Here is a 21,978-nt window from a genome sequence, read left to right on the forward strand (position 1 = left end):
CGTTTACGCACATACCCGGCCCGGCGAAACACCGAAACTGGCAGTCAGGCAGGCACCCCGCGCTGCCCTTTGTCACCCCTGTTTTCAAGCCCAAGGAACGCACCCCATGAACACCCAGCACCTGATCGCCATTGCCACCATCGCCTTCGCCGGCGCCACGGTGTCCGCCGCCCACGCGGCGCCATCGCAGGAAGACCGTTTCGGCGAGGAGCCCGTGGCCACCCGCAGCACGCTCACCCGTGCTGCGGTGGAGGCCGACACCCGCCTGTGGCAGCGCGCCGGGCTGGGCCAGGCCAACGAGGGCGACCGCTCCGAAGCGGTGGACGAAGCCAGCCCGCAGCGCCTGGCCGAATACCAGCGCCTGCGCAGCGGCAGCGCCTTCCAGGCCGAACTGCGCCGCGCCCAGGGCGCCCAGCCGGTGGCCGGCGCCGCGGCCAGCGAGACCAGCCACTGAACGGGCGTCGCGCTCCCGGCACGCCGCGGCGCGCGGCCGGTCAGGCCGCCGGCAGCGGCGGATGGGCGGGAAACTGCACGCTGAACCGGGCGCCCGGCGGCACCTGGCCGGGGTGCGCGTCTTCCAGCTGCACGGTGGCGCTGTGCTGGCGCGCGATCTCCAGCACGATCGGCAGGCCCAGGCCCGAGCCGTCCGCGTCGTTGCCCAGCACGCGGTAGAACGGGCGGAACACCAGCTCGCGCTCGGCCAGCGGCACGCCGGGGCCGGAATCTTCGACCTGCAGCAGCAGCACGTGGCCGAAGGTGTCGGCCAGCACCCGCGCGGTGATGACGCCCGGCGCCCCGGGCCCCGAGGGCGTGTAGTTGATCGCGTTGTCCAGCAGGTTGCGCGCCAGCTCCTTGAGCAGCGTGGGATTGCCCTCCATCCACACGCCGGGCGCACCGGGCTCGGCACCCTCGTACCCCAGGTCGATGTGCTTGTCCAAGGCGCGCGGCACGCAGTCGCGCACCACCTCGATCACCAGCCGCGCCAGGTCCACCGGCTGGCGCGCCAGGGCCGTTCCGCTGCCTTCCGCGCGGGCCAGGGCCAGCAGTTGGTTCACCGTGTGCGTGGCGCGGATGCTGGAGCGACCGATCTGCTGCAGCGATCGCTTCAATTCCTCGGTGCTGGTGCCTTCGCGCTGCGCCAGGTCGGCCTGCATGCGCAGCCCGGCCAGCGGCGTCTTGAGCTGGTGGGCCGCATCGGCCAGGAAGCGCTTTTGCGTGGCCAGCGAGTCGCTGAGCCGGCCCAGCAGGTCGTTCACCGAATCCACCAGCGGCGCCACCTCCAGCGGCACCGCCTTGTGGTCGAGCGGCGAAAGGTCGTCAGGCTTGCGGGCGCGGATGCGCTCCTCCAGCAGGCTCAAGGGCTGGATGCCGCGCGCCAGGGCCAGCCACACCAGCAGCACGGCCAGCGGCAGGATCACGAACTGCGGCAGCATCACGCCCTTGATGATTTCCGTGGCCAGCACACTGCGCTTTTCGCGCGTTTCGGCCACCTGCACCAGCGCGGCCGGCGCACCCGGCAGCGGCACCCGGACCCAGATGGACGCCACGCGGATCTCGATGCCGCGCAGCTCGGCATCGCGCAGGCGCACCTCACCCGAGAGCGGACGCTCGTCCTCGGGTGCGGGCGGGCGCGGCAGGTCGCGTTCGCCGGAAAGGAACTCCCCCGTGGGCGAGACCACCTGGTAGTAAACGATGTCGGATTCGTCGGCGCGCAGGATTTCGCTGGCCGGCTGCGGCAGGTTGAACTGCGCCTTGTCGCCCTGCACCGTGACCAGTTGCGCCAGGGCGTGGGCGTTGTACTCCAGCGCGCGGTCGAAGGGCTTGTTGGCCAGGCCCTGCGCCACCAGCCAGGTGAGCGCCAGGCTCACGGGCCACAGCAGCAGGAGCGGCGTGAGCATCCAGTCCAGGATCTCGCCGAAGAGGGAGCGCTGCTCGCGCTGGAAGATTTTCAAGACGGGGCGCCGGTGGGGGAATTCAAGCCAAAAGGGCCGTCAGCGCAATCATCACTAGGGCATTTCGCTATTAAATCAATAGCACTCAGGTGGCGATCTTCTCGAGGCAGTAGCCCAGGCCGCGCACCGTGGCGATGCGGATCGGGCCGCGCTCGATCTTCTTGCGCAGGCGGTGGATGTACACCTCGATGGCGTTGTTGCTCACCTCTTCGCCCCACTCGCACAGGCGCTCGACCAGTTGCTCCTTGGACACCAGCCGGCCGGCGCGCTGCAGCAGCACCTCCAGCAGGCCCAGTTCGCGCGCCGACAGCTCCACCAGCTTGCCGTCGATGGTGGCCATGCGGCCGGCCTGGTCGTACACCAGCGGGCCGTGGCGGATGGCGCTGGTGGTGCCGCCCATGCCGCGCCGCGTGAGGGCGCGCACGCGCGCCTCGAGTTCCTGCAGGCTGAAGGGCTTGGCCATGTAGTCGTCGGCCCCGAAATCCAGGCCCTTGACGCGCTCTTCCACGCTGTCGGCGGCGGTGAGGATCAGCACCGGCAGGGCCGAGCCCCGTCCGCGCAGGCGCTTGAGCACCTCCAGCCCGTGCACGCGCGGCAGGCCCAGGTCCAGGATCAGCAGGTCGAACGCGTGGTTGGTCATCAGGGCCGCATCGGCTTCGCTGCCGCTGGACACGTGATCGACCGCAGCGCCGGAACCGCGCAGGGTGCGCAGCAGCCCGTCGGCCAGCACCTGGTCGTCTTCGGCAATGAGGATGCGCATGGGGGTTGTCTCCTGGGAGCGCGGCCGGTGGCGGGGCCGCTGCGTTGGAGACCGATTCTAGAGGCCCGTTCCGCCAGGCGGCGGGGGAGCGCGTGGGGGAAATCCCGCGCCGCACCCTCCCCGCGCAGTTGGTGCTATGCCGGCAGGGGCAGCGTGCGGCCGTGGGCGGCGAGGCGCCCGGCCGGTTGCGACACGGACCGCGCGCGGGCCGTTGCCGAAGACGCGGCGGCCGCCGTATGCGCCCCGTCGATCTTGAAGACCGACACCGCATCGACCAGTTGCTCGGCCTGCGACTTCAGGCTCGATGCCGCCGCCGCGCTTTCCTCGACCAGCGCGGCGTTCTGCTGCGTGACCTGGTCCATCTGCGCCACGGCCTCGCCCACCTGGCCGATGCCTTCGCTCTGCTCGCGCGTGGCGATGCTCATCTCCGCCACGATGGTGGCGACGCGCTGGATGGACTGCACCACTTCCTTCATCGTGTCGCCCGCGCGGTTGGCCTGCGCCGAGCCCTCGCCGACACGCTCCACGCTCGTGGCGATCAGGCCCTTGATCTCCTTGGCCGCATCGGCGCTGCGCTGGGCCAGCGTGCGCACCTCGGAGGCCACCACCGCGAAGCCGCGGCCCTGTTCGCCGGCGCGGGCGGCTTCCACCGCCGCATTGAGCGCCAGGATGTTGGTCTGGAACGCGATGCCGTCCACCACGCCGATGATGTCGGCGATGCGCTGGGAGGCGGCGTCGATGCTCTTCATCGTCTCCACCATCACCTCCACCGCGTCGCCGCTGCGCTGCGCCACCGTGGACGCATCCGCCGCCAGCTGGCTGGCCTTTTGGGCGCCGTCGGCGTTCTGGCGCACGGTGGAGCTCAGCTCCTCCATGGACGCGGCGGTCTCTTCCAGGGCCGAGGCCTGTTGTTCGGTGCGGGCCGACAGGTCCTGGTTGCCCTGCTCGATCTGCGAGCTGGCCGTGGCCACGCCCTCGGCGCTGCCGTGGACGGCACCGACCACGCTCGCCAGGCTGGCGCGCATGTCGCTCAGGGCCTGCATCAGCTGCGCGGATTCGTCCTTGCCGTGCACGGCGATGTCCATCGTCAGGTCGCCGGCGGCCACGCCCCGCGCCACTCCGACGGCCGAGGCCAGCGGCCGCGTGATATGCCGCGTGATCCACCAGGCCAGCACCGAGGCGATCGCCACCGCAGCGATCAGCATGGCCAGCAGCGTGGCCTGCGCGCGGTGGAACGTGGCCACCGCATCGTCGTGCGCAGAGTCACCACCGCGGCGGTTCACGCGGGCCAGCTCGCCCAGCGTGGACGCCATGGCATCGAAGCCCTTTTCCGAATCGGTGAAGAAGATCCGCAGCGTTTCATCGTGCGCCTGCAGTGGCTGGTCCAGCATGCGGCGCTGCACCGCGAGGTACTGATCGCGCTGGGCCTGATAGGCCTCGTAGCCCTTGCGCTCTTCGCCCGGATTGACCAGCGGTGCATACACGGCCTCGGCCTCGGCCAGTTGCTGGCGCCGCACCTTGAGTTCTTCCTTGAGCTTGTTCAGGTTGCTCTGGTCCGTCGGCAGGAAGGCCTCGCTCTCGGTGCGCCGCAGGCGGTTGGCGGCGATGCGCACGTTGGCGATGGCCTCGATGCTGGGAAGCCAGTTGGTGGCCAGGTCTTCGGCACTGGCGTTGATGCGGAGCATCTGACCCCAGGCCATCCAGGCCAGGGCGACGGTGATCAGCGTGGTGATGCTGAAGGCGAGCGCCAGCTTGGCGCCGATGCGGAGGTTGTGCAGGTTCATGATAAGGACCACCTATTGCGTTTGGTATCTCGATTAACATTTAGACACCTTAGAACAGGCTTAAAACCAGCATCCGCAGCGCGGAAATGACAGAAATGCAATGCCGGCTTTATCATTTTTGCAGCTTTTAACCTGACAGCCCGTCACCTCCCGCATACGCTTCCAGCCCGATCGCAACCACCGTGGCGACCTCGTCGCCCACCGCCATGCGGAACTCCGCCTCCGCCTGGGCCACCGCATCGCGGAATGCCTGCAGCCACGCCAGTCCCGCAGCGGTGAAGCACACGCGGCGCGCCCGGGCATCGCGTGGGTCCGGTTCCCGGACCACCAGGCCCCAGGCAGCGCACTGGTCCACCAGATCGGCCATGGACTGCTTCGTCATGCCGGCCCGCTGCGCCAGATCGGTCAGCCGGTCGCCATCCAGCGAAAGGTGGCGCGTGATGTGGACGTGCGCCGCACTCACCTGATCGCGCGCGGCGAGGTTGGAAAGCGCCAGCGGCACTTCCACGTTGTGGGCCATGAGTTCGAGCACCCGGGCATCGAACCGGCGCATGGCATGCCCGAGCAGGCGGCCCAGGTGGGTCTGGCGCCAGCCGTCGTCGAGGGGGGGAAAGGGTGGGGTTTCGGCCATGGCACATTGTCAGGGAAACTGACTTAAAACACCGTTTACGCGCCGAGACGGCTCGCATAAACTACTGTTCAAGCATCCAGCCTGTGACTACCCACAGCCGGACAGAGACACCCCCAACCCATTGTTTTTCAAGGACTTTCCATGGACTTCGCCGTCAAGGGGACCCACCCCGCCCAGCCCGTCAACACCGAAAAGGCCAAGGCCCTACAGGCCGCGCTGGCCCAGATCGAGAAGCAGTTCGGCAAGGGTACGATCATGCGCCTGGGCGAAGGCGAGGTGATCGAGGACATCCAGGTCGTCTCCACCGGCTCGCTGGGCCTGGATATCGCGCTGGGCGTGGGCGGCCTGCCCCGCGGCCGCGTGGTCGAGATCTACGGCCCGGAATCGTCCGGCAAGACCACGCTCACGCTGCAGGTGATCGCCGAGATGCAAAAGCAGGGCGGCCAGTGCGCCTTCGTCGATGCCGAGCATGCGCTCGACGTGCAATACGCCCAGAAGCTCGGCGTGCAGCTGTCCGATCTGCTGATCAGCCAGCCCGACACCGGCGAGCAGGCCCTGGAGATCGTGGACAGCCTCGTGCGTTCGGGCGCCGTGGACCTGATCGTGATCGACTCGGTCGCCGCGCTCACCCCCAAGGCCGAAATCGAGGGCGAAATGGGCGATGCCCTGCCCGGCCTGCAGGCCCGCCTGATGAGCCAGGCGCTGCGCAAGCTCACCGCCACCATCAAGAAGACCAACTGCATGGTCATCTTCATCAACCAGATCCGCATGAAGATCGGCGTGATGTTCGGCAGTCCCGAAACCACCACCGGTGGCAACGCGCTCAAGTTCTACGCCTCGGTGCGCCTGGACATCCGCCGCACCGGCACGATCAAGAAGGGCGACGAGGCCGTGGGCAACGAGACCAAGGTCAAGGTCGTGAAGAACAAGGTCAGCCCGCCGTTCAAGACGGCCGAGTTCGACATCCTGTTCGGCGAGGGCATCAGCCGCGAGGGCGAGATCATCGACATGGGCGTGAACGCGAAGATCATCGAAAAGAGCGGCGCCTGGTACGCCTACAACGGCGAAAAGATCGGCCAGGGCCGCGACAACTCGCGGGAGTTCCTGCGCGAGAACGCCGACCTCGCCCGCGAGATCGAGAACAAGGTGCGCGAGAGCCTGGGCATCGCCCTGCTGCCCGCCAGCCTCGAAGCCCCCGCCGCTGCGCCAGCCAAGGAAGCGGCCGAGAAGTAAGCCCTGGCCGATTGCAGGCCATGCCCGGCTCCAGCGCTTGATTGACAGGCGCTGGACGCTTCCACTTTCATAGCACCATGGGATTTGCGACGCTTTCGCTCAAGGGCCGGGCGCTGCGCCTGCTGGCACAGCGCGAACACTCCCGCGCCGAACTGGCCACCAAGCTCGCCCGCCACGTGCAGGAGGGCGACGACCTGAACGCCGTGCTCGACGACCTGCAGGCCAAGGATTTCATCAGCGCGCAGCGCGTGGCCGATTCGGTGGTGAACCGCCGCGCCGCCCGCCTGGGCACGCAGCGCCTGGTGCAGGAACTGCGCGGCAAGGGGCTGGACGACGCCCTGGTGCGCGCCACCGCGGAGCGCCTTCGCGCCACCGAACTGGAACGCGCACAGGCCGTGTGGCGCCAGCGCTTCGGCGCCCCGGGCGAGACGCCGCAGGAGCGCGCGCGCCAGATGCGCTTCATGGCCGCGCGGGGCTTTGCCGGCGATATCGTGCGCCGCGTGGTGCGGGGCGGCGGGGACGACGAAGGCAATTGACGGCTGTGATTCCGGCGGGCCCGCGAGGCCGGCCAGCTCAGTCCAGCAGCCGTTCCGGGTTGGCGTCGATCTTGGCCAGCGCGTCGCGCGTGGCCCGCATCGTGAGGGCTTCCTCTTCTTGCGCCACCAGCAGGCCGGACTGCAGGTACGCGCCCAGGCGCTTGAGCTGCAGCAGGTAGCTGCTGCCATCGGGCGCGGCGAACAGGTGCAGCTGCTTGCGCTGGCTTTGCCACACGTACTGCACCTGGGCCGAGGCACCGTTGTGGTCCAGCGTGAACCAGGCGCCGGGCTGCAGCTCCTGTGCCCAGGCCACCATGCCCGGCTCCACGGGCGCGCCGTTGTCGGCGATCACGTGGATGGACGAGGCATCGATGCCCAGCATCAGCTCGATGTTGTCGGCGTTGAGCGGCATTTCGCCCAGCGTCGCATCGCTGATGTAGTCCTCCAGATTGGCCAGGCGGCGCGCCATCGCATCGATGTGCGCCTGCGGGATGGAGGCCGTCTTGGACAGGAAGGCATCGGCCAGCGTGTCGGTCAGCACCTTCACCTGCGCATCCTGCTCCGGCCCGTTCACGCCGAGCAGCGCCAGGCCCTGGCGCAGGTGCTGCAGCAGCGGCGGCAGGCTCTGGATGACCTTGGCGCGGTCCGCCCGGTGGGGCTTGGCGCTGGCGGCCCAGACCAGGTCGGCCGCGGTGCGCTTGAGCGCGACGGTGTCCGGGTGCTGCGCGCCGTCGCGCACCGCCGACATGGCCAGCACCTCGGCCCAGGTCTTGAAGAGGAAATCGCGGATCTCCTCGCGCACCGGCATGTCCCGCAGCATGGTGCGCAGCTCGATCGTGTACTGGATGGCCAGCGTCTCGCGCTGCTCGACCTGCTGCGCCACGCTGACGAGCTTGGAGGTGGCCTGCTTGGCCGTGAGGAACTTGGCCAGGAATTTCTCGAACTCGTCATAGACGAGCTGGAAGACGCGCTGCCCGGTTTCGGGGTACTGCTCGATCACCTGCACCACGCGGCGGATCTCGCCCTCCAGCGCGCTGCCGTTGATGGCGGTGGCGTCAAACCCCATCACCACGCCGCCCAGGCGGTCGATCAGGCGGCGTGCCGGGTGGGCGACGTCGCTGAAGAATTCGGGCTCGGCCAGCGCCACGCGCAGCACCGGCACCTGCAGCCGCGCGAACCACACGCGCACGGCCGGCGGAATGCGGTCTTCGCTCAGGATGCTCTGGAACATCAGCGCCACCACCTCGATGATGGCCTTTTCACCGGGGGTGGAGGCCTTGGCCTTCAGTTCGGTCGAGCGCTCGCGCACCGCGCCCACCAGCTGCACCACGGCGGCCGGGCTGTAGTCCTCGACCAGCGTGGCCACGCCGCTGTAGTACGTCTGCGCCTGCGCCCGGTGGGCCGACAGGGCCTGCGCCAGCGCGGCGGAGGCCGGCGGCGCGTTCACCATGTCGAAGCCCGTGGCGGGCTGCACCAGCAGGCGGCGCAACTGGCCCATCACGCCCTGGGCCCGCTGGCGCGCGCGCGCCAGCGGCGTCATGAACGCCTGCATGCCGGCACCGAAGGCCGTTCCCTGCGCGCCCATGCGCCCGGGCGCCGGCATGCCGCCCTGGGACGGCATGCCGTGCATGCTCGCCTGGGCGGACTCCCGGGCGAAGGCCTGGGCCGATTGCTGCAGGGCCTGCGACGCCAGGCCCGCGGGGGAGGACGAGCCCCCCGCCGTGCGGCGCACCTTGGAGCGCAGGTCGTTGTCGGGCTTCACACCCTGCTCGGTGCAGAACGCGTTGACGGCCTGGTATTCGCGCAAGACCAGTTCGCCCAACTGGCGCTGCAGGGGATCGATGGCGGTCTGCAGGTCGCCCCGCTCCATGCCGGCCTCGACCCACTGGTCGACGAACAGCAGGCAGACCGTTTCGGGGCGCAGGATGTCGCGGCCGTCCAGTTCCTGGCCTTCCAGGTGCTGAATGAACTGCCGCAGGGTGTCGAAGGCGTTGCCCGTGTGCTCCATCACCGTGAGCGCCATGCGCGAGGCGATGATCTGGTTCTCGACGACGTCGTCGCTGAGCAGTTCGAACCCGCCCCCGGCGGGCAGCGCCCCCCGGGTGGTGCTGACCAGCGGCAGCATGGCCTCGGACAGGGCGCGGGCGCAGCCGGCGATCCAGGCCTGGTGGCGCTGCTGGTAGCGCATCCACAGGTCGCGGCGCGTCTGCATCTCGCGCTGCGTGGCCGTCAGGCCCATGAGCTGGGTCAGGAAATCCTGCAGTTCGTTGTCGAGGCCGGGCAGCCCCGCCACCAGGCCCTCCACGAACCGCTGCCGGGCCAGGCGGGCCAGGCGCCGGGGCGCGGTGGGGGGGCGGAGTTCTTCCATACGCCGTCGATTATGGGGCGCCCCGGGGCGTCGCGGTCAGACCGCTGCGCCGGCGTTCGGATCGTTCGGGTCGCCGTCCTTCTTGGGCGGCGCCTTCACCAGGTCTTCGCGCTTGACGCCCAGCCACATGGCGATGGCGGCGGCCACGAACACCGACGAATAGATGCCGAACAGAATCCCGATGGTCAGCGCCAGCGCGAAGTAGTGCAGGCTGGGGCCGCCGAAGAAGAACATCGACAGCACCACGGCCTCCGTGGAGGCATGGGTGATGATCGTGCGGCTCATGGTGCTGGTGATCGCGTGGTCGATGACCTCGTGCGTGCTCATCTTGCGGTATTTGCGGAAGGCCTCGCGGATCCGGTCGAAGATCACGACCGACTCGTTCACCGAGTAGCCCAGCACGGCCAGCACCCCCGCCAGCACCGCCAGCGAGAACTCCCACTGGAAGAAGGCGAAGAAGCCCAGGATGATCACCACGTCGTGCAGGTTGGCGATCACCGCCGCCACGCCGAACTTCCACTCGAAGCGGAACGCCAGGTAGATCACGATGCCGATCACCACCATGCCCAGCGCCATCAGGCCGCCGTGAACCAGTTCCTCGCCCACCTGCGGGCCCACGAACTCGGTGCGGCGCAGCGTGACGTCGGGGTCGGCCGCCTTGAGGGCGCCCAGGACCTGCTCGCTTTGCTGCGCGGAGGTCACGCCCTTTTGTACCGGCAGGCGGATCATCACGTCGCGCGCCGTGCCGAAGTTCTGCACGGTCACGTCGGAGTAACCCAGGCCGGACACGGTGCTGCGCACCTTGCCGATGTCTGCGCTCTGGGTGTAGGCCACTTCCATGACCGTGCCACCGGTGAACTCCACCGACAGGTGCAGGCCCCGCGTGATCAGGAAGAATACGGCCAGCGCGAAAGTGATGAAGGAGATCGCGTTGAGAATCAACGCGTACTTCATGAACGGGATGTCTTTTCGGATGCGGAAGAATTCCATGGTCCCTCTCCTTCAGTTGGACTTGACCACGGCGGACGTGGTGCTGTCGGGTTCGGGCTTCCACACCTGTCCGATGGACACGCTCTTGAGCTTCTTCTTGCGGCCATACCAGAGGTTGACCAGGCCGCGCGAGAAGAACACGGCCGAGAACATGCTGGTCAGGATGCCGATGCAGTGCACCACGGCAAAGCCGCGCACCGGGCCGGAGCCGAAGGCCAGCAGCGCGAGACCTGCGATCAGCGTGGTCACGTTCGAGTCGAGGATGGTCGCCCAGGCGCGCTCATAGCCCGCGTGGATGGCCGCCTGCGGCGACACGCCGGCGCGCAGTTCCTCGCGGATGCGCTCGTTGATCAGCACGTTGGAGTCGATGGCCACACCCAGCGCCAGCGCCATGGCGGCGATGCCGGGCAGGGTCAGGGTGGCCTGCAGCATCGACAGGATGGCCAGCAGCATCAGCACGTTCACCGACAGCGCGATGGACGAGATCACGCCGAACAGCGCGTAGTAGATGCACATGAAGACCGAGATCGCCACGAAGCCCCACACCACGCTGTGGATGCCGCGCTCGATGTTGTCGGCGCCCAGGCTCGGGCCGATGGTGTATTCCTCGATGATGTCCATGGGCGCGGCCAGCGAGCCGGCGCGCAGCAGCAGCGAGGTGTCGTTGGCCTCGGCCGTGGTCATGCGTCCGGAGATCTGCACCCGGCCGCCGCTGATCTCGCTGCGGATCACGGGGGCCGTGACCACTTCGCCCTTGCCCTTTTCGAACAGGACGATGGCCATGCGCTTGCCCACGTTCTCGCGGGTGATGTCCTTGAAGATGCGGGCGCCCTTGGCGTCGAGCGTGAGGTTGACCGTGGGCTCCTGCGTCTGGCCGTCGAAGCCGGGCTGCGCGTCGGTGAGGTTCTCGCCCGTGAGGATGACCTGCTTCTTGACGATGATGGACTGGCCGTTGCGGTCCAGGTACTTTTCGTCGCCGAAGGGCACGGGGCCGGAGCCCAGTTCGGCCGAGCGCGCCTCGGCGCTTTCGTCGACCATGCGCACTTCCAGCGTGGCCGTGCGGCCCAGGATGTCCTTGGCCTTGGCGGTGTCCTGCACGCCGGGCAGCTGCACCACGATGCGGTCCAGGCCCTGCTGCTGGATCACGGGCTCGGCCACGCCGAGTTCGTTGATCCGGTTGTGCAGCGTGGTCATGTTCTGCTTGAGCGCCTGGTCCTGCACCTTGCGCAGCGCCTCGGGCTTGATGGTGGCGCGCACGCGCACGCCCTGGCCGTCGGGGCTGCTGGTGGCCACCAGGTCGGGAAACTGATCGGTGATCACGTTGCGCGTGGCCGTGGCGGTCGCCTCGTCGCGCAGGCGGATGTCCACCGCCTGGCCGTCGCGGCTGATGCCGCCGTGGCGGATGTTCTTGTCGCGCAGCGTGGTGCGCAGGTCGCCGGCGAGCGATTCGGCCTTTTTGGTGAGGGCCGCCTGCATGTCCACCTGCAGCATGAAGTGCACGCCGCCGCGCAGGTCCAGCCCCAGGTACATGGGGCGCGCATGCAGCGCGCTGAGCCAGTCGGGGGAGCGCGAGACGAGGTTCAGCGCGACGATGTACGGCGGGTCGGCCGGATCAGGCACCAGGGCCTTCTGGATCGCGTCCTTGGCCTTGAGCTGGCTGTCAGGCGAGTCGAAGCGCGCGCGCACCGAATTGCCATCGAAGCTCACGGCATCGGGCACGACGCTCGCAGCCTTCAGGGCCTCTTCGACGCGGCGCTGCACGGCGGCATCGACCTTCAGCGTCGCCTTGGCCGACGACACCTGCACGGCAGGGGCCTCGCCAAAGAAATTGGGCAGGGTGTACAGGGCCCCCACCAGCAGCGCGATCACGAGGATCGCGTACTTCCAGACCGGGTAACGGTTCATGATCGCGCTCTTAACTCTCAGGTCGCGGCGCAGGCCCGCAGGGCCGGCCGCCAGATCGGAACGGCTCGCGCCATCGCTTGGACTTACTTGACCGTGCCCTTGGGCAGGACCTGCGCCACGGCGCTGCGCTGGATCTGCACTTCCACGCCGGAGGCGATCTCGATGTGCAGGAAGCCTTCGGACAAGCGCGTGACCCGGCCGACGATGCCGCCGGCGGTGGCCACCTCATCGCCCTTGGCGATGGCCTCGATCATGTTGCGATGCTCTTTCTGGCGCTTCATCTGGGGGCGGATCATGACAAAGTACAGGACCACGAACATCAGCACCAGCGGGAGCATGCCCGTCAGGGAGGACATGATGTCGCTGCCACCGGCGGCGGCGGCAGGGGCGGTCTGGGCGAAAGCGGAAGAGATAAACACGGCAACAGGCTCCATTCAAATGGATGGTCGTTTCAGACACCCGCCCACGGCGCGACGCAGCGCCAGCCGGGAGGGCAACAGGCGATTGTATGCGGCGCCCCCTGGCAAAGCCCATGCCAAAACCCGCGTCCGCGGGGGTCTTGGCGTGGCAAGGCCGGCCCATGGGCCGGCCTTCGATGGGGCATGAAAACACCGCCCAGCACAATAAACACTAGGGCATATTGCTATATTTTCAATAGCAACCCATTTCCCACTCACATGCCGGGGAAAGGGGCTTTCGCCCCCTCAGGCCGTCTGGCGCAGCGCCTCCTGCGGGTGGCGCCACTGGTTCATCAGCACCGCCCACTTGGCGCGGGCAGCCTTCAGGTGGCGCTCCTTCACATGGCCGTAGCCCCGAATGTCCTCGGGAATGCGGGCGATGTCGGCGGCCAGCGGCAGGTTGTCGGCGGTCAGGCCAGCCAGCAGCTCGTCGATGCAGGCGCGGTACTCGGCGATCAGGGCGCGCTCAGTGCGGCGCTCCTCGGTGCGGCCGAACGGATCGAGCGCCGTGCCGCGCAGGCCCTTGAGCCTGGCGAGCACGCCGAAGGCCTTGCGCATCCACGGGCCGAACGGCTGCTTGAGCAGTTCGCCCTTGTCGTTCTTCTTCGCGGTCAGCGGGGGCGCCAGGTGGTGCACCAGCTTGTAGTCGCCTTCGAACATGCCCTCGATCTTGGCGGTGAACGCCGCATCGGTGTGCAGGCGCGCGACCTCGTACTCGTCCTTGTACGCCATGAGCTTGAACAGGTAGCGGGCCACGGCCTCGGACAGGCGCGTGCCCTTGCCGCCGGTGCGCGCCTCGGCGGCCTGCACCTTCTCCACGAAGGCCTTGTACTCGGCCGCATAGGCCGCGTTCTGGTAGCCCGTGAGGAACTGCTCGCGCTTGGCCACCACTTCCGCCAGGCCCGGCTTCTTGACGAACTGGATCACCTGCGCGGCCTTGAAAAGGGCCTGCACGGCGGCCAGGTCATGGGCGCAGCGGCGGCCCCATTCGAAGGCGGCCTTGTTGTTGTCCACCTGCACGCCGTTCAGTTCCATGGCGCGCATGAGCGCGGCATGCGACAGCGGCACGCGGCCCTTTTGCCAGGTGTAGCCCAGCATCAGGGGGTTGGTGTAGATGCTGTCGCCCAGCATCTGCATGGCGACCTCCTCGGCATCGAAGCTGGCCAGCAGGTCCTCGCCCACGGCGGAGGCGATGGCCGTGTCGCAGTCGGTGCCCGGAAACTGCCAGTCGGGGTTGTGCACGAACGACGCGGTGGGCGAGCCGTGGGTGTTGAGCGCCACGAAGGTGCGGCCCGGCTGCATCGCGGCCATGGTGGTCTTGTGCGAGGCGACGATGGAGTCGCAGCCGATGATGAGGTCGGCCTTGGCCGTGTCCACCTTGGTGGTGTAGATGGCATCCGGCCGGTTGGCGATCTGGATGTGGCTCCAGGTCGCGCCGCCCTTTTGCGCCAGGCCCGCCGCGTCCTGCGTGATGACGCCCTTGCCTTCCAGGTGCGCCGCCATGCCCAGCAGCGAGCCGATGGTGATCACGCCCGTGCCGCCCACGCCGGCCACGACGATGCCCCAGGCGCTCTCGGCCACGGGCAGCACCGGCTCGGGAATGGGGGGCATCGCGGAGAGGTCGCCCTTCTTTTCCTTCTTGGGTTTTTTCAGCGTGCCGCCCTCGACGGTGACGAAGCTCGGGCAAAAGCCCTTCACGCACGAGTAGTCCTTGTTGCAGGTGCTCTGGTTGATGCGGCGCTTGCGGCCGAACTCAGTCTCCAGCGGCTCCACCGACAGGCAGTTCGATTGCACCGAGCAGTCGCCGCAGCCCTCGCACACCAGCTCGTTGATGACCACGGTCTTGTTGGGCGTGGCCAGGGTGCCGCGCTTCCTGCGGCGGCGCTTTTCGGTCGCGCAGGTCTGGTCGTAGATGATGGCCGTGCAGCCGGGGATCTCGCGGAACTCGCGCTGGATCCGGTCCAGCTCGTCGCGGTGGTGCACCGTCACGCCCTCGGCCAGCGCCACGCCGTCGTACTTGGCCGGCTCGTCGGTCACGATCACCAGCTTGGCGATGCCCTCGGCCTTCAGGCTGGCCATGATCTGCAGCACCGAGTGCCCCTCGGGCCGCTCGCCCACCTGCTGGCCGCCCGTCATGGCGACGGCGTCGTTGTAGAGCACCTTGTAGGTGATGTTGGTGCCCGCCGCGATGCTCTGGCGGATGGCCAGCAGCCCGCTGTGGAAGTAGGTGCCGTCGCCCAGGTTGGCGAAGACGTGCTTTTCCGTGGTGAAGGGCTGCTGGCCCACCCAGGTCACGCCCTCGCCGCCCATCTGCGTGAAGGTGGACGTGTTGCGGTCGGGCATCCAGTTGACCATGTAGTGGCAGCCGATGCCGGCCACCGCGCGCGAGCCTTCGGGCACGCGGGTGCTGGTGTTGTGCGGGCAGCCGCTGCAGAACCACGGCGTGCGGTCGCCCGTGTCCACCTTGGATTCGGCCAGGCCGCGCTCGCGCGCATCGATCACCGACAGGCGCGCGTCCATGCGGGCCACGATGTCGGCCGGCACGCCCAGCTTTTTGAGGCGTTTGGCGATGGCGCGCGCGATGATGGCGGGCGTGAGGTCGGCCTTGGGGCGCAGCAGCCAGTTCTGGCTCGGGTTGGGCATGCTCCACTCGCCGCCGGAGTTGTCGCCCTCCACCTCGTCGAACTTGCCCAGCACGTTGGGGCGCACGTCGGCGCGCCAGTTGTAGAGCTCTTCCTTGATCTGGTATTCGATGACCTGGCGCTTTTCCTCCACCACCAGGATCTCCTGCAGCCCCTGGGCGAAGTCGCGGGTGATGGTAGCCTCCAGCGGCCACACCACGTTCACCTTGTGCAGGCGGATGCCCAGCTGGCGGCAGACGTCGTCCTCCAGCCCCAGGTCGATGAGCGCCTGGCGCGTGTCGTTGTACGCCTTGCCGCTCGCGATGATGCCGAAGCGGTCCTGCGGGCCCTGGATCACGTTGTAGTTCAGCTTGTTGGCGCGGATGTACGCCAGCGCCGCGTACCACTTGTAGTCCATGAGGCGCGCCTCCTGCTCCAGCGGCGCGTCGGGCCAGCGGATGTGCAGGCCGCCGGGCGGCATGGCGAAGTCCTCGGGCAGGACGATCTTCACCCGGTCCGGGTCCACCGAGATGCTGCTGGAGGACTCCACCACCTCCTGGATGGTCTTCATGCCCGACCACACGCCCGAAAAGCGGCTCATGGCGAAGGCGTGCAGGCCCATGTCCAGGATGTCCTGCACGCTGCTCGGGAAGAACACCGGCAGGCCGCAGGCCTTGAAGATGTGGTCGCTCTGGTGGGGCGCGGTGCTGCTCTTGCTGATGTGGTCGTCGCCCGCGATGGCGATCACGCCGCCGTGCCTGGAGGTGCCGGCCATGTTGGCGTGCTTGAACACGTCCGAGCACCGGTCCACGCCCGGGCCCTTGCCGTACCAGATGCCGAACACGCCGTCGTATTTCTTCGTCGTGGGGTACAGGTCGAGCTGCTGCGTGCCCCACACGGCGGTGGCGCCCAGCTCTTCGTTCACACCGGGCTGGAACACGATGTGGTTCTTGGCCAGGTGCTTCTTGGCCGACCACAGCGCCTGGTCGTAGGTGCCCAGCGGGCTGCCGCGGTAGCCGCTGATGAAGCCCGCGGTGTTCAAGCCCGCGATCGCATCGCGCTGGCGCTGCAGCATGGGCAGGCGCACCAGGGCCTGCACGCCGCTCATGAAGGCACGGCCCTCCGGCAAGGCGTATTTGTCATCGAGCGTGACCGTTTCAATGGCGCGGCGGATGTGCTCGGGCAGGGGGGCGTTCATAGCACGGCTCCTTCGCCAGCACGCTCGATGCCCAATCCGCAGCGTGCGGCTGCGCCGCCCCCCACGTACTTGTGGCGCAACCCGCAGTGCGGGTTGTCATCCAGCATGACCGTTTCAATGGCGCGGCGAATGGGCTCGGGCAGGGGGGCGTTCATCGGGGGAATCTCCAGTGGGGTCGTTGGCCGTCGCCTCGTGAGCGCGGTTTCAGCGGGGTGCCCTGGGCTCGGACGCACCGCCTTGTCAGGGCAGTGTAGGCAGGACGGCCGGATATGTCCTTTCGTTTTCATGCCGTGTTTACCCTCGTTTTAGAAAGGATCTTTCGCAAAATAATCCAGGGATGAATACTTTGGACAAATTCGACCTGGCGATCCTCGGCGAGCTGCAGGCCGATGCCCGGCTGACCAATGCCGAGCTGGCCCAGCGGGTGGGCCTGTCGGCCGCGCCGTGCTGGCGCCGCGTGCGCGCGCTGGAGGAGTCGGGCTTCATCAAGGGCTACCACGCCGAGATCGACCGCCACAAGATCGGGCTGGGCGTGCTGGCCTTCGTGCGGCTGGACGCCGACCGCAGCACCGGGGGCCTCACGCGCGAGATGGAGGCCGCCATCGCCCAGATCCCCGAGGTAGTGGCCTGCCACTACATCAGCGGCACGGGAACGTTCGAGCTGCAGGTGGTGGCGCGCGACCTGGACAGCTTCTCGCACTTCGCCCGCAACGTGCTGCTGAACCTGCCGAACGTGAAGGACATGCACACCAGCTTCTCGCTGGGCGAGGTCAAGGCCAGCGGCGCCCTGCCGCTGGCGCACCTCGGCCCCACCGGCAATAAGCTACAAAAACAATAGCGCAATGCCCTAGTACCGATTGCGCTGGAGGCCTTTTCGGCTTCAGCCCGTCGGCTCGCTTTTCCGCGCCGCCATCCGGGACGTCGGCGCCCCGCCCGGCACGCCCCGCCCGCACTGCGCACAATCGAGACCATCTATGCCCCCTTTGCCGCCCCACGAGAGCCCGCCCCGCCCCACCCCGTTCCCGCCCCTGGACGACAGTCCTCCGGCCACCGCCGCCGCAGGCCAGGCGCACACCGCCGAGGCCGCGGCCGCCGCGCAGCTGGACCAGGACGCCGCCCGGCGCGCCAGCCTCTCGCCGTTCGCGCCGCTGCAGGTGCCCGTGTTCCGCATGCTCTGGCTCACCTGGCTGGCCGCCAACACCTGCATGTGGATGAACGACGTGGCGGCCGCGTGGCTCATGACCACGCTCACCACCTCGCCCGTGCTGGTGGCGCTGGTACAGACGGCCTCCACCCTGCCCGTGTTCCTGCTGGGCCTGCCCAGCGGCGCGCTGGCCGACATCCTGGACCGGCGGCGCTACTTCATCGCCACGCAGTTCTGGGTGGCCGTGGTGGCGCTGGTGCTGTGCGTGGCCATCCTGATGGGCGGCATGACGGCGCCGCTGCTGCTCGCCCTGACCTTCGCCAACGGCATCGGCCTGGCGATGCGCTGGCCGGTGTTCGCGGCCATCGTGCCGGAGCTGGTCAGCCGCCAGCAGCTGCCGGCGGCCCTGGCGCTCAACGGCGTGGCCATGAACGCCTCGCGCATCATCGGCCCGCTGCTGGCCGGCGCCATCATCGCGAGCGTGGGCAGCGCCTGGGTGTTCGTGCTCAACGCGCTGCTGTCGGTGGTGGCGGGCTTCACCATCATGCGCTGGCGCCGCACGCACGTGCCCAGCCCGCTGGGGCGCGAGCGGCTCACGAGCGCCATGCGCGTGGGCGTGCAGTTCGTGCGCGAGTCGCCCCGCATGCGCGCCGTGCTGTGGCGCATCTCGGTGTTCTTTTTGCACGCCACCGCGCTGCTGGCCCTGCTGCCCCTGGTGGCCCGCGACCTGGAAGGCGGCGGTGCCGGCACCTTCACCCTCCTGCTGGCCTCGATGGGCGCCGGGGCCATCGCGGCCGCGTTGTTCCTGCCGCGCCTGCGCCAGGCCATGTCGCGCGACACGCTGGTCTCGCGCGGCGCGCTGCTGCAGGCCGCCTCCACGGCCGTGATCGCCATCGCGCCCAACGTGTACGTGGCCGTGCCCGCCATGGTGCTGGGCGGCATGGCGTGGATCACCACGGCCAACTCGCTCAGCGTGTCGGCCCAGCTCGCGCTGCCCAACTGGGTGCGCGCGCGCGGCATGTCGATCTACCAGATGGCCATCATGGGCGCCACTGCGGCGGGCGCGGCGCTGTGGGGCCAGGTGGCCTCGCTCACCACGGTGCACATGAGCCTGGCGCTGGCCGCGCTCACCGGCACCATCGCCATGGCCTTGGTGCAGCGCTGGGTGGTGGACCGCACCATGGAGGAAGACCTGAGCCCCTCGACCGCCTTCAAGCTGCCGGTGGCACCCACCACGCCCGAACGCGGCCACGTGGTGGTCACCATCGAATACCACATCGACCCCGCGCGGGCGGCGGAATTCCGGGCGCTGATGCAGGAAAGCCGCCGCAGCCGCCTGCGCCAGGGCGCCCTCGACTGGCAGTTGCAGCACGACATCGCCGACCCCTCGCGCTACGTGGAGCGCATCGTGGACGAATCGTGGACCGAGCACCTGCGCCGCTTCGACCGCGTCACCGCCTCCGACGTGGCGCTGCGCGACCGCAAGCTGGCCTTCCACACGGGCGAGGCGCCGCCGGTGGTGTCGCGCTACCTGGTCGAGCTGGAGCGCTGAGGGCGCACCGGCTCAGCGCCCCGTCAAGGCGCTCACCGCCGCGAGGGCCGCAGGCCGAACCATCCGCCCTCGGCGTCGTAGAGCAGGTCGAACTGCTTCAACAGGTAGCGCCCGGTGTTCATGAAGGCGGGGCGGCCCACGAAGGTGAAGCGGCCCGGCGCGTTCACGAGCACGGACTGGGGAGCGTCCGCATCCCCCACGCGGAAGTCGTACTCTGCCACCGGCGCCTGCGCGCCGGGGAACATCACCTGCACCCGCGTGCCGTCCTTCAAGCCCGTCACCGGCCGGCCCCGGCGGGTGGGATCGGCGATCTGCGCCGTGGGCAGGGCCGACGGATCGGCGGCCGTGAGGTACATCTGCGCGATGCCGGTGTCCACCAGCACGGGACCGGTTTCGGGCGCGCCGCCGTCCACCGAGACGGCCACGGTGGCCTGCTGCCAGTCACGGGGATCGCTGGACGCCGGCTGGCCATTCGCGAGCGGGCTGCCGGGTTGCAGCTTCATGAACCGAAAGCCCTTGGCCTGGTCGGGCGTGAGGCCCACGTAAATCGCGTGCTTGGTCACGATGTAGCCCCCGTGCACCGCACTCCGGGCGACGGGGCTGCCGTCGATCTCGGCGATGTTGATCAGCGGATTCTTGTCGGGCGTGCCCTGCGGCTGGCCATCGTGCTCGCGCCCGAAGCCCACGCCCATGTAGGCGATGCCGCCCGGGCTTTCCGTGGTGTAGGTGGGATTTTCGCAGTCGGGCCGGTTGGCCTTCTCGTCCCAGCGCGGGCAGATGATTTCCTTTTCGACCGCGAGCACGGGCACTCGGGCAATCACTTCGTTCCAGCCGCTGTTGAGCACCACGTCGCGCACCACCCAGTGGCCGATCAACAGCTGCCGGCTGCTGGCGCGGTATTCCCAGCCTTCGTTGGCCTGGCGCGCTTCCTCGTTGCGCGAATAACCGGGCAGATCGACCGCGGAAATCACCACGCCGGTGGAGCCCGTGTCCAGGGTGACGATGAAGGGCCGGGGGGGCGCCAGCACGCCGGTGTCCGTCGGCATGCGGACTTCGAACCGCAGCCGCGGCGCATCCGTCATGGGGGCAGACCAGCCCTCTCCCGGCGGGGAATGGAGGCGGATGAATCGCGATTCGGTGCCCGGGCGCAGCGAGGGGCCGGCGGTGGCCGCGGCGGCGGTGGGCAGCGGCGTCTGCGCGGGCACGGCACCGCAGGCGAGCAGCGCGGCGGCACAGGCGATCGCTGCGCGAAGCGGAATGGGCATGGGGTCTCCTTCCCTGGCGAGTGTTTGATGGGAAATGCAGGCTACACGATCCTTCGGGCCGTGCCGCACCCCGCAGGCCACTGCAGCCCGGGCGAATCGGTTCGCACGCCCTTGCAATGCTTCGGTGGGCACGGTTTCGCGTCCTGGCGTCCGCTTTATCCTGGCCTCACCTGCAAACTGCCGCCTGACGGTGGGTGGCAGGATCGCCAAGGGAAGAGATCCATGAAGCTAAGCCACCTTTCCCACGCCAAGAGCCCCCGAGGCGCGACTGCGCAGGAAGAGGCCCCACCCAAGACGTCGCAGCGCGGCGCGTCGTCCAGCGGGAATGCACCCCACGCCCTGGCAGGCGGGAGCCCGCGCCATCCCAGTTCCGGTGGCGGCATCCGGCCCCGCAGCGACAACCTACCGTCCAGGCCGCCTTCGGCATCGCAATCCTCCATGCTCGGCACCATGCGGGGGTTCATGGGGTGGGGTTCGCCCAGCAACGCGCCAGCGCCGGAGCCTGATCCCAAGGCCTGGTTCGACAGCAACGTTTCCGAAGCGAAAGCCGCCAGGAGACGCCTGCTCGACAGCGCGACCCTATTGCCCAAGCAAGTACACAACGCGTCGCCCCTCTCGGCAGAACCTCACCAGCTCGATACCTACATCACGTTCGATGGGTCCCAGAACACCGTCCTGGTTCCAAAAAAGGAACTGCTCCCAGGACTGTTGCGCTCCGACCAATTCATCGAGTTGTCACCGGATCAGTTGAATCAGGCCAATGCGCTCTCCACAACGCATCCTGGCGTCAACACGCAGATGCCGGACATGGCGCCCCACTTGCGCGTGATCTCTCCCGCAACTGCCGCCAACCTGGCATCAGCGCGGGAAGCGATCGATCTGGTCAAGGCGCTGCTTCCCGGAGGAGCCGGCAATCAGATCAAGGACATGGCGGCGACCGGGGGCGAAAGCTATCTCCGATCCTCGCTGTCGTACGCTCTGGGGGGAAGCCCAGCGAGTCGGGCGTTCGTCGCCATCCAGTACCAGGGCGGCTATTGCGATGCCCAGGCCAGCCTAGCGTATCAACTTCTTTCACAGAATCCCGCGCTCAAGGACTCCAGGATCGATATCGTGGATGGCGGTCCAAGTGGGAATCACGTGTTCGTCGTGATCCGGGGGGAGACCCCCGAACAGGACATCGTAGTGGACCCATGGACCACTTTCGCCTCACCGACCTTCGTGAAAGACGCACTTCCCCTGCACCGGACACTCCTCGGCGCTGCAGGCGGGGGCGTGCGGCAGACCAAGCCCGCTGGCACCCTTGCCGCAGCGCTGAACATCACGGAAGCGCTGAGGCGCCAAAGTCTCGTCAAGAACCAGTCGTCGATTTCAGAGCGGTTCCTGTCCGAGAAGTACCGTGATCCCGATACCGCAATCACGAAAAATCTGAAGGTCAAAGAAGACCGCTGGGATGTGCCCTTCAGCGGCAACCCCAATATCCGGTACGAAGTCCAGGATGAATCCGGCAACCGGCTGACTGATTTTCCGCTGCGATTCGACATGCAACGTGCCGCCGCTGACCCCGAGCCACGCCATGCATAA

At 68.3% G+C, this 21,978-nt stretch carries 17 protein-coding genes; 6 read left to right on the top strand and 11 right to left on the bottom strand.

Going from position 1 to position 21,978, the window contains the following annotated elements:
* Positions 1-106: 106 nt before the first annotated feature.
* Positions 107-454 (top strand): DUF4148 domain-containing protein, encoded by a 348-nt coding sequence (locus AVTE2539_RS08275; RefSeq protein ID WP_284409675.1) that lies wholly within the window; start codon positions 107-109, stop codon positions 452-454.
* Between the two features lie 40 nt (positions 455-494).
* Here AVTE2539_RS08275 and AVTE2539_RS08280 read toward each other — a convergent pair whose 3' ends face one another.
* The 4 genes from AVTE2539_RS08280 to AVTE2539_RS08295 all read right to left on the bottom strand — a co-directional run bounded on the left by AVTE2539_RS08280 (position 495) and on the right by AVTE2539_RS08295 (position 5,127).
* Positions 495-1,952, bottom strand: coding sequence for a sensor histidine kinase (locus AVTE2539_RS08280; protein WP_272566608.1), 1,458 nt, complete (start codon positions 1,950-1,952; stop codon positions 495-497).
* A gap of 85 nt (positions 1,953-2,037) precedes the next feature.
* A complete protein-coding gene (locus tag AVTE2539_RS08285; protein WP_272566607.1) occupies positions 2,038-2,712 on the bottom strand; it encodes a response regulator in 675 nt (224 codons plus the stop codon).
* A 134-nt stretch (positions 2,713-2,846) separates the two neighbouring features.
* Complete coding sequence (locus tag AVTE2539_RS08290) at positions 2,847-4,496, bottom strand: methyl-accepting chemotaxis protein (protein WP_284409679.1); 1,650 nt, start codon at positions 4,494-4,496, stop codon at positions 2,847-2,849.
* A 127-nt stretch (positions 4,497-4,623) separates the two neighbouring features.
* The gene (locus AVTE2539_RS08295) at positions 4,624-5,127 is read right to left on the bottom strand and encodes a MarR family winged helix-turn-helix transcriptional regulator (protein ID WP_284406468.1); all 504 of its coding nucleotides are present in this window, start codon (positions 5,125-5,127) and stop codon (positions 4,624-4,626) included.
* Positions 5,128-5,268: 141 nt separating this feature from the next.
* Between AVTE2539_RS08295 and recA the strand changes: the two genes are divergently transcribed.
* Positions 5,269-6,360: a recombinase RecA gene (gene recA / locus AVTE2539_RS08300; protein WP_284400760.1), complete on the top strand. Its 1,092-nt coding sequence runs from the start codon at positions 5,269-5,271 to the stop codon at positions 6,358-6,360.
* 77 nt (positions 6,361-6,437) lie between these two features.
* Positions 6,438-6,896, top strand: coding sequence for a recombination regulator RecX (gene recX / locus AVTE2539_RS08305; protein ID WP_284409681.1), 459 nt, complete (start codon positions 6,438-6,440; stop codon positions 6,894-6,896).
* Between the two features lie 37 nt (positions 6,897-6,933).
* Here recX and AVTE2539_RS08310 read toward each other — a convergent pair whose 3' ends face one another.
* From AVTE2539_RS08310 to AVTE2539_RS08335, 6 genes are all read right to left on the bottom strand, one after another.
* Positions 6,934-9,264, bottom strand: coding sequence for a DUF1631 family protein (locus tag AVTE2539_RS08310; RefSeq protein ID WP_284409683.1), 2,331 nt, complete (start codon positions 9,262-9,264; stop codon positions 6,934-6,936).
* Between the two features lie 36 nt (positions 9,265-9,300).
* Complete coding sequence (secF, locus tag AVTE2539_RS08315) at positions 9,301-10,254, bottom strand: protein translocase subunit SecF (protein WP_284409685.1); 954 nt, start codon at positions 10,252-10,254, stop codon at positions 9,301-9,303.
* A 12-nt stretch (positions 10,255-10,266) separates the two neighbouring features.
* Positions 10,267-12,159 (bottom strand): protein translocase subunit SecD, encoded by a 1,893-nt coding sequence (secD, locus tag AVTE2539_RS08320; RefSeq protein ID WP_284409687.1) that lies wholly within the window; start codon positions 12,157-12,159, stop codon positions 10,267-10,269.
* A gap of 83 nt (positions 12,160-12,242) precedes the next feature.
* Positions 12,243-12,578, bottom strand: coding sequence for a preprotein translocase subunit YajC (gene yajC, locus AVTE2539_RS08325; protein WP_284400752.1), 336 nt, complete (start codon positions 12,576-12,578; stop codon positions 12,243-12,245).
* A 285-nt stretch (positions 12,579-12,863) separates the two neighbouring features.
* On the bottom strand, positions 12,864-16,436 hold the full coding sequence (locus AVTE2539_RS08330) for an indolepyruvate ferredoxin oxidoreductase family protein (RefSeq protein ID WP_284409689.1): 3,573 nt from the start codon (positions 16,434-16,436) through the stop codon (positions 12,864-12,866).
* Positions 16,433-16,591 (bottom strand): hypothetical protein, encoded by a 159-nt coding sequence (locus AVTE2539_RS08335; protein WP_284406471.1) that lies wholly within the window; start codon positions 16,589-16,591, stop codon positions 16,433-16,435. The genes AVTE2539_RS08330 and AVTE2539_RS08335 overlap by 4 nt, the downstream gene beginning before the upstream one ends.
* 182 nt (positions 16,592-16,773) lie before the next feature.
* On the opposite strand from AVTE2539_RS08335, the gene AVTE2539_RS08340 reads away from it, so the two are divergent.
* A complete protein-coding gene (locus AVTE2539_RS08340; RefSeq protein ID WP_284409690.1) occupies positions 16,774-17,274 on the top strand; it encodes an Lrp/AsnC family transcriptional regulator in 501 nt (166 codons plus the stop codon).
* Positions 17,275-17,410: 136 nt separating this feature from the next.
* Positions 17,411-19,132 carry an MFS transporter gene (locus tag AVTE2539_RS08345; protein ID WP_284406473.1) on the top strand — a complete coding sequence of 574 codons (1,722 nt, stop codon included), beginning with the start codon at positions 17,411-17,413 and terminating at the stop codon, positions 19,130-19,132.
* 32 nt (positions 19,133-19,164) lie between these two features.
* Here the strand turns inward: AVTE2539_RS08345 and AVTE2539_RS08350 are convergent, their stop codons facing one another.
* Positions 19,165-20,397 carry a hypothetical protein gene (locus tag AVTE2539_RS08350; RefSeq protein ID WP_284409691.1) on the bottom strand — a complete coding sequence of 411 codons (1,233 nt, stop codon included), beginning with the start codon at positions 20,395-20,397 and terminating at the stop codon, positions 19,165-19,167.
* 438 nt (positions 20,398-20,835) lie between these two features.
* On the opposite strand from AVTE2539_RS08350, the gene AVTE2539_RS08355 reads away from it, so the two are divergent.
* Positions 20,836-21,978, top strand: coding sequence for a hypothetical protein (locus AVTE2539_RS08355; protein ID WP_284409693.1), 1,143 nt, complete (start codon positions 20,836-20,838; stop codon positions 21,976-21,978).

The organism is Acidovorax sp. SUPP2539, assembly GCF_030158975.1.
Classification (GTDB): domain Bacteria; phylum Pseudomonadota; class Gammaproteobacteria; order Burkholderiales; family Burkholderiaceae_C; genus Paracidovorax.

What these genes read in the sequence shown, in the direction of transcription:
- AVTE2539_RS08275 (WP_284409675.1), top strand. Translation starts at nt 107, where the DNA reads ATGAACACCCAGCACCTGATCGCCATTGCCACCATCGCCTTCGCCGGC.
- AVTE2539_RS08285 (WP_272566607.1), bottom strand. Translation starts at nt 2,712, where the DNA reads ATGCGCATCCTCATTGCCGAAGACGACCAGGTGCTGGCCGACGGGCTG.
- AVTE2539_RS08290 (WP_284409679.1), bottom strand. Translation starts at nt 4,496, where the DNA reads ATGAACCTGCACAACCTCCGCATCGGCGCCAAGCTGGCGCTCGCCTTC.
- AVTE2539_RS08295 (WP_284406468.1), bottom strand. Translation starts at nt 5,127, where the DNA reads ATGGCCGAAACCCCACCCTTTCCCCCCCTCGACGACGGCTGGCGCCAG.
- recA (WP_284400760.1), top strand. Translation starts at nt 5,269, where the DNA reads ATGGACTTCGCCGTCAAGGGGACCCACCCCGCCCAGCCCGTCAACACC.
- recX (WP_284409681.1), top strand. Translation starts at nt 6,438, where the DNA reads ATGGGATTTGCGACGCTTTCGCTCAAGGGCCGGGCGCTGCGCCTGCTG.
- AVTE2539_RS08310 (WP_284409683.1), bottom strand. Translation starts at nt 9,264, where the DNA reads ATGGAAGAACTCCGCCCCCCCACCGCGCCCCGGCGCCTGGCCCGCCTG.
- secF (WP_284409685.1), bottom strand. Translation starts at nt 10,254, where the DNA reads ATGGAATTCTTCCGCATCCGAAAAGACATCCCGTTCATGAAGTACGCG.
- secD (WP_284409687.1), bottom strand. Translation starts at nt 12,159, where the DNA reads ATGAACCGTTACCCGGTCTGGAAGTACGCGATCCTCGTGATCGCGCTG.
- AVTE2539_RS08330 (WP_284409689.1), bottom strand. Translation starts at nt 16,436, where the DNA reads ATGAACGCCCCCCTGCCCGAGCACATCCGCCGCGCCATTGAAACGGTC.
- AVTE2539_RS08335 (WP_284406471.1), bottom strand. Translation starts at nt 16,591, where the DNA reads ATGAACGCCCCCCTGCCCGAGCCCATTCGCCGCGCCATTGAAACGGTC.
- AVTE2539_RS08340 (WP_284409690.1), top strand. Translation starts at nt 16,774, where the DNA reads ATGAATACTTTGGACAAATTCGACCTGGCGATCCTCGGCGAGCTGCAG.
- AVTE2539_RS08345 (WP_284406473.1), top strand. Translation starts at nt 17,411, where the DNA reads ATGCCCCCTTTGCCGCCCCACGAGAGCCCGCCCCGCCCCACCCCGTTC.
- AVTE2539_RS08350 (WP_284409691.1), bottom strand. Translation starts at nt 20,397, where the DNA reads ATGCCCATTCCGCTTCGCGCAGCGATCGCCTGTGCCGCCGCGCTGCTC.
- AVTE2539_RS08355 (WP_284409693.1), top strand. Translation starts at nt 20,836, where the DNA reads ATGCTCGGCACCATGCGGGGGTTCATGGGGTGGGGTTCGCCCAGCAAC.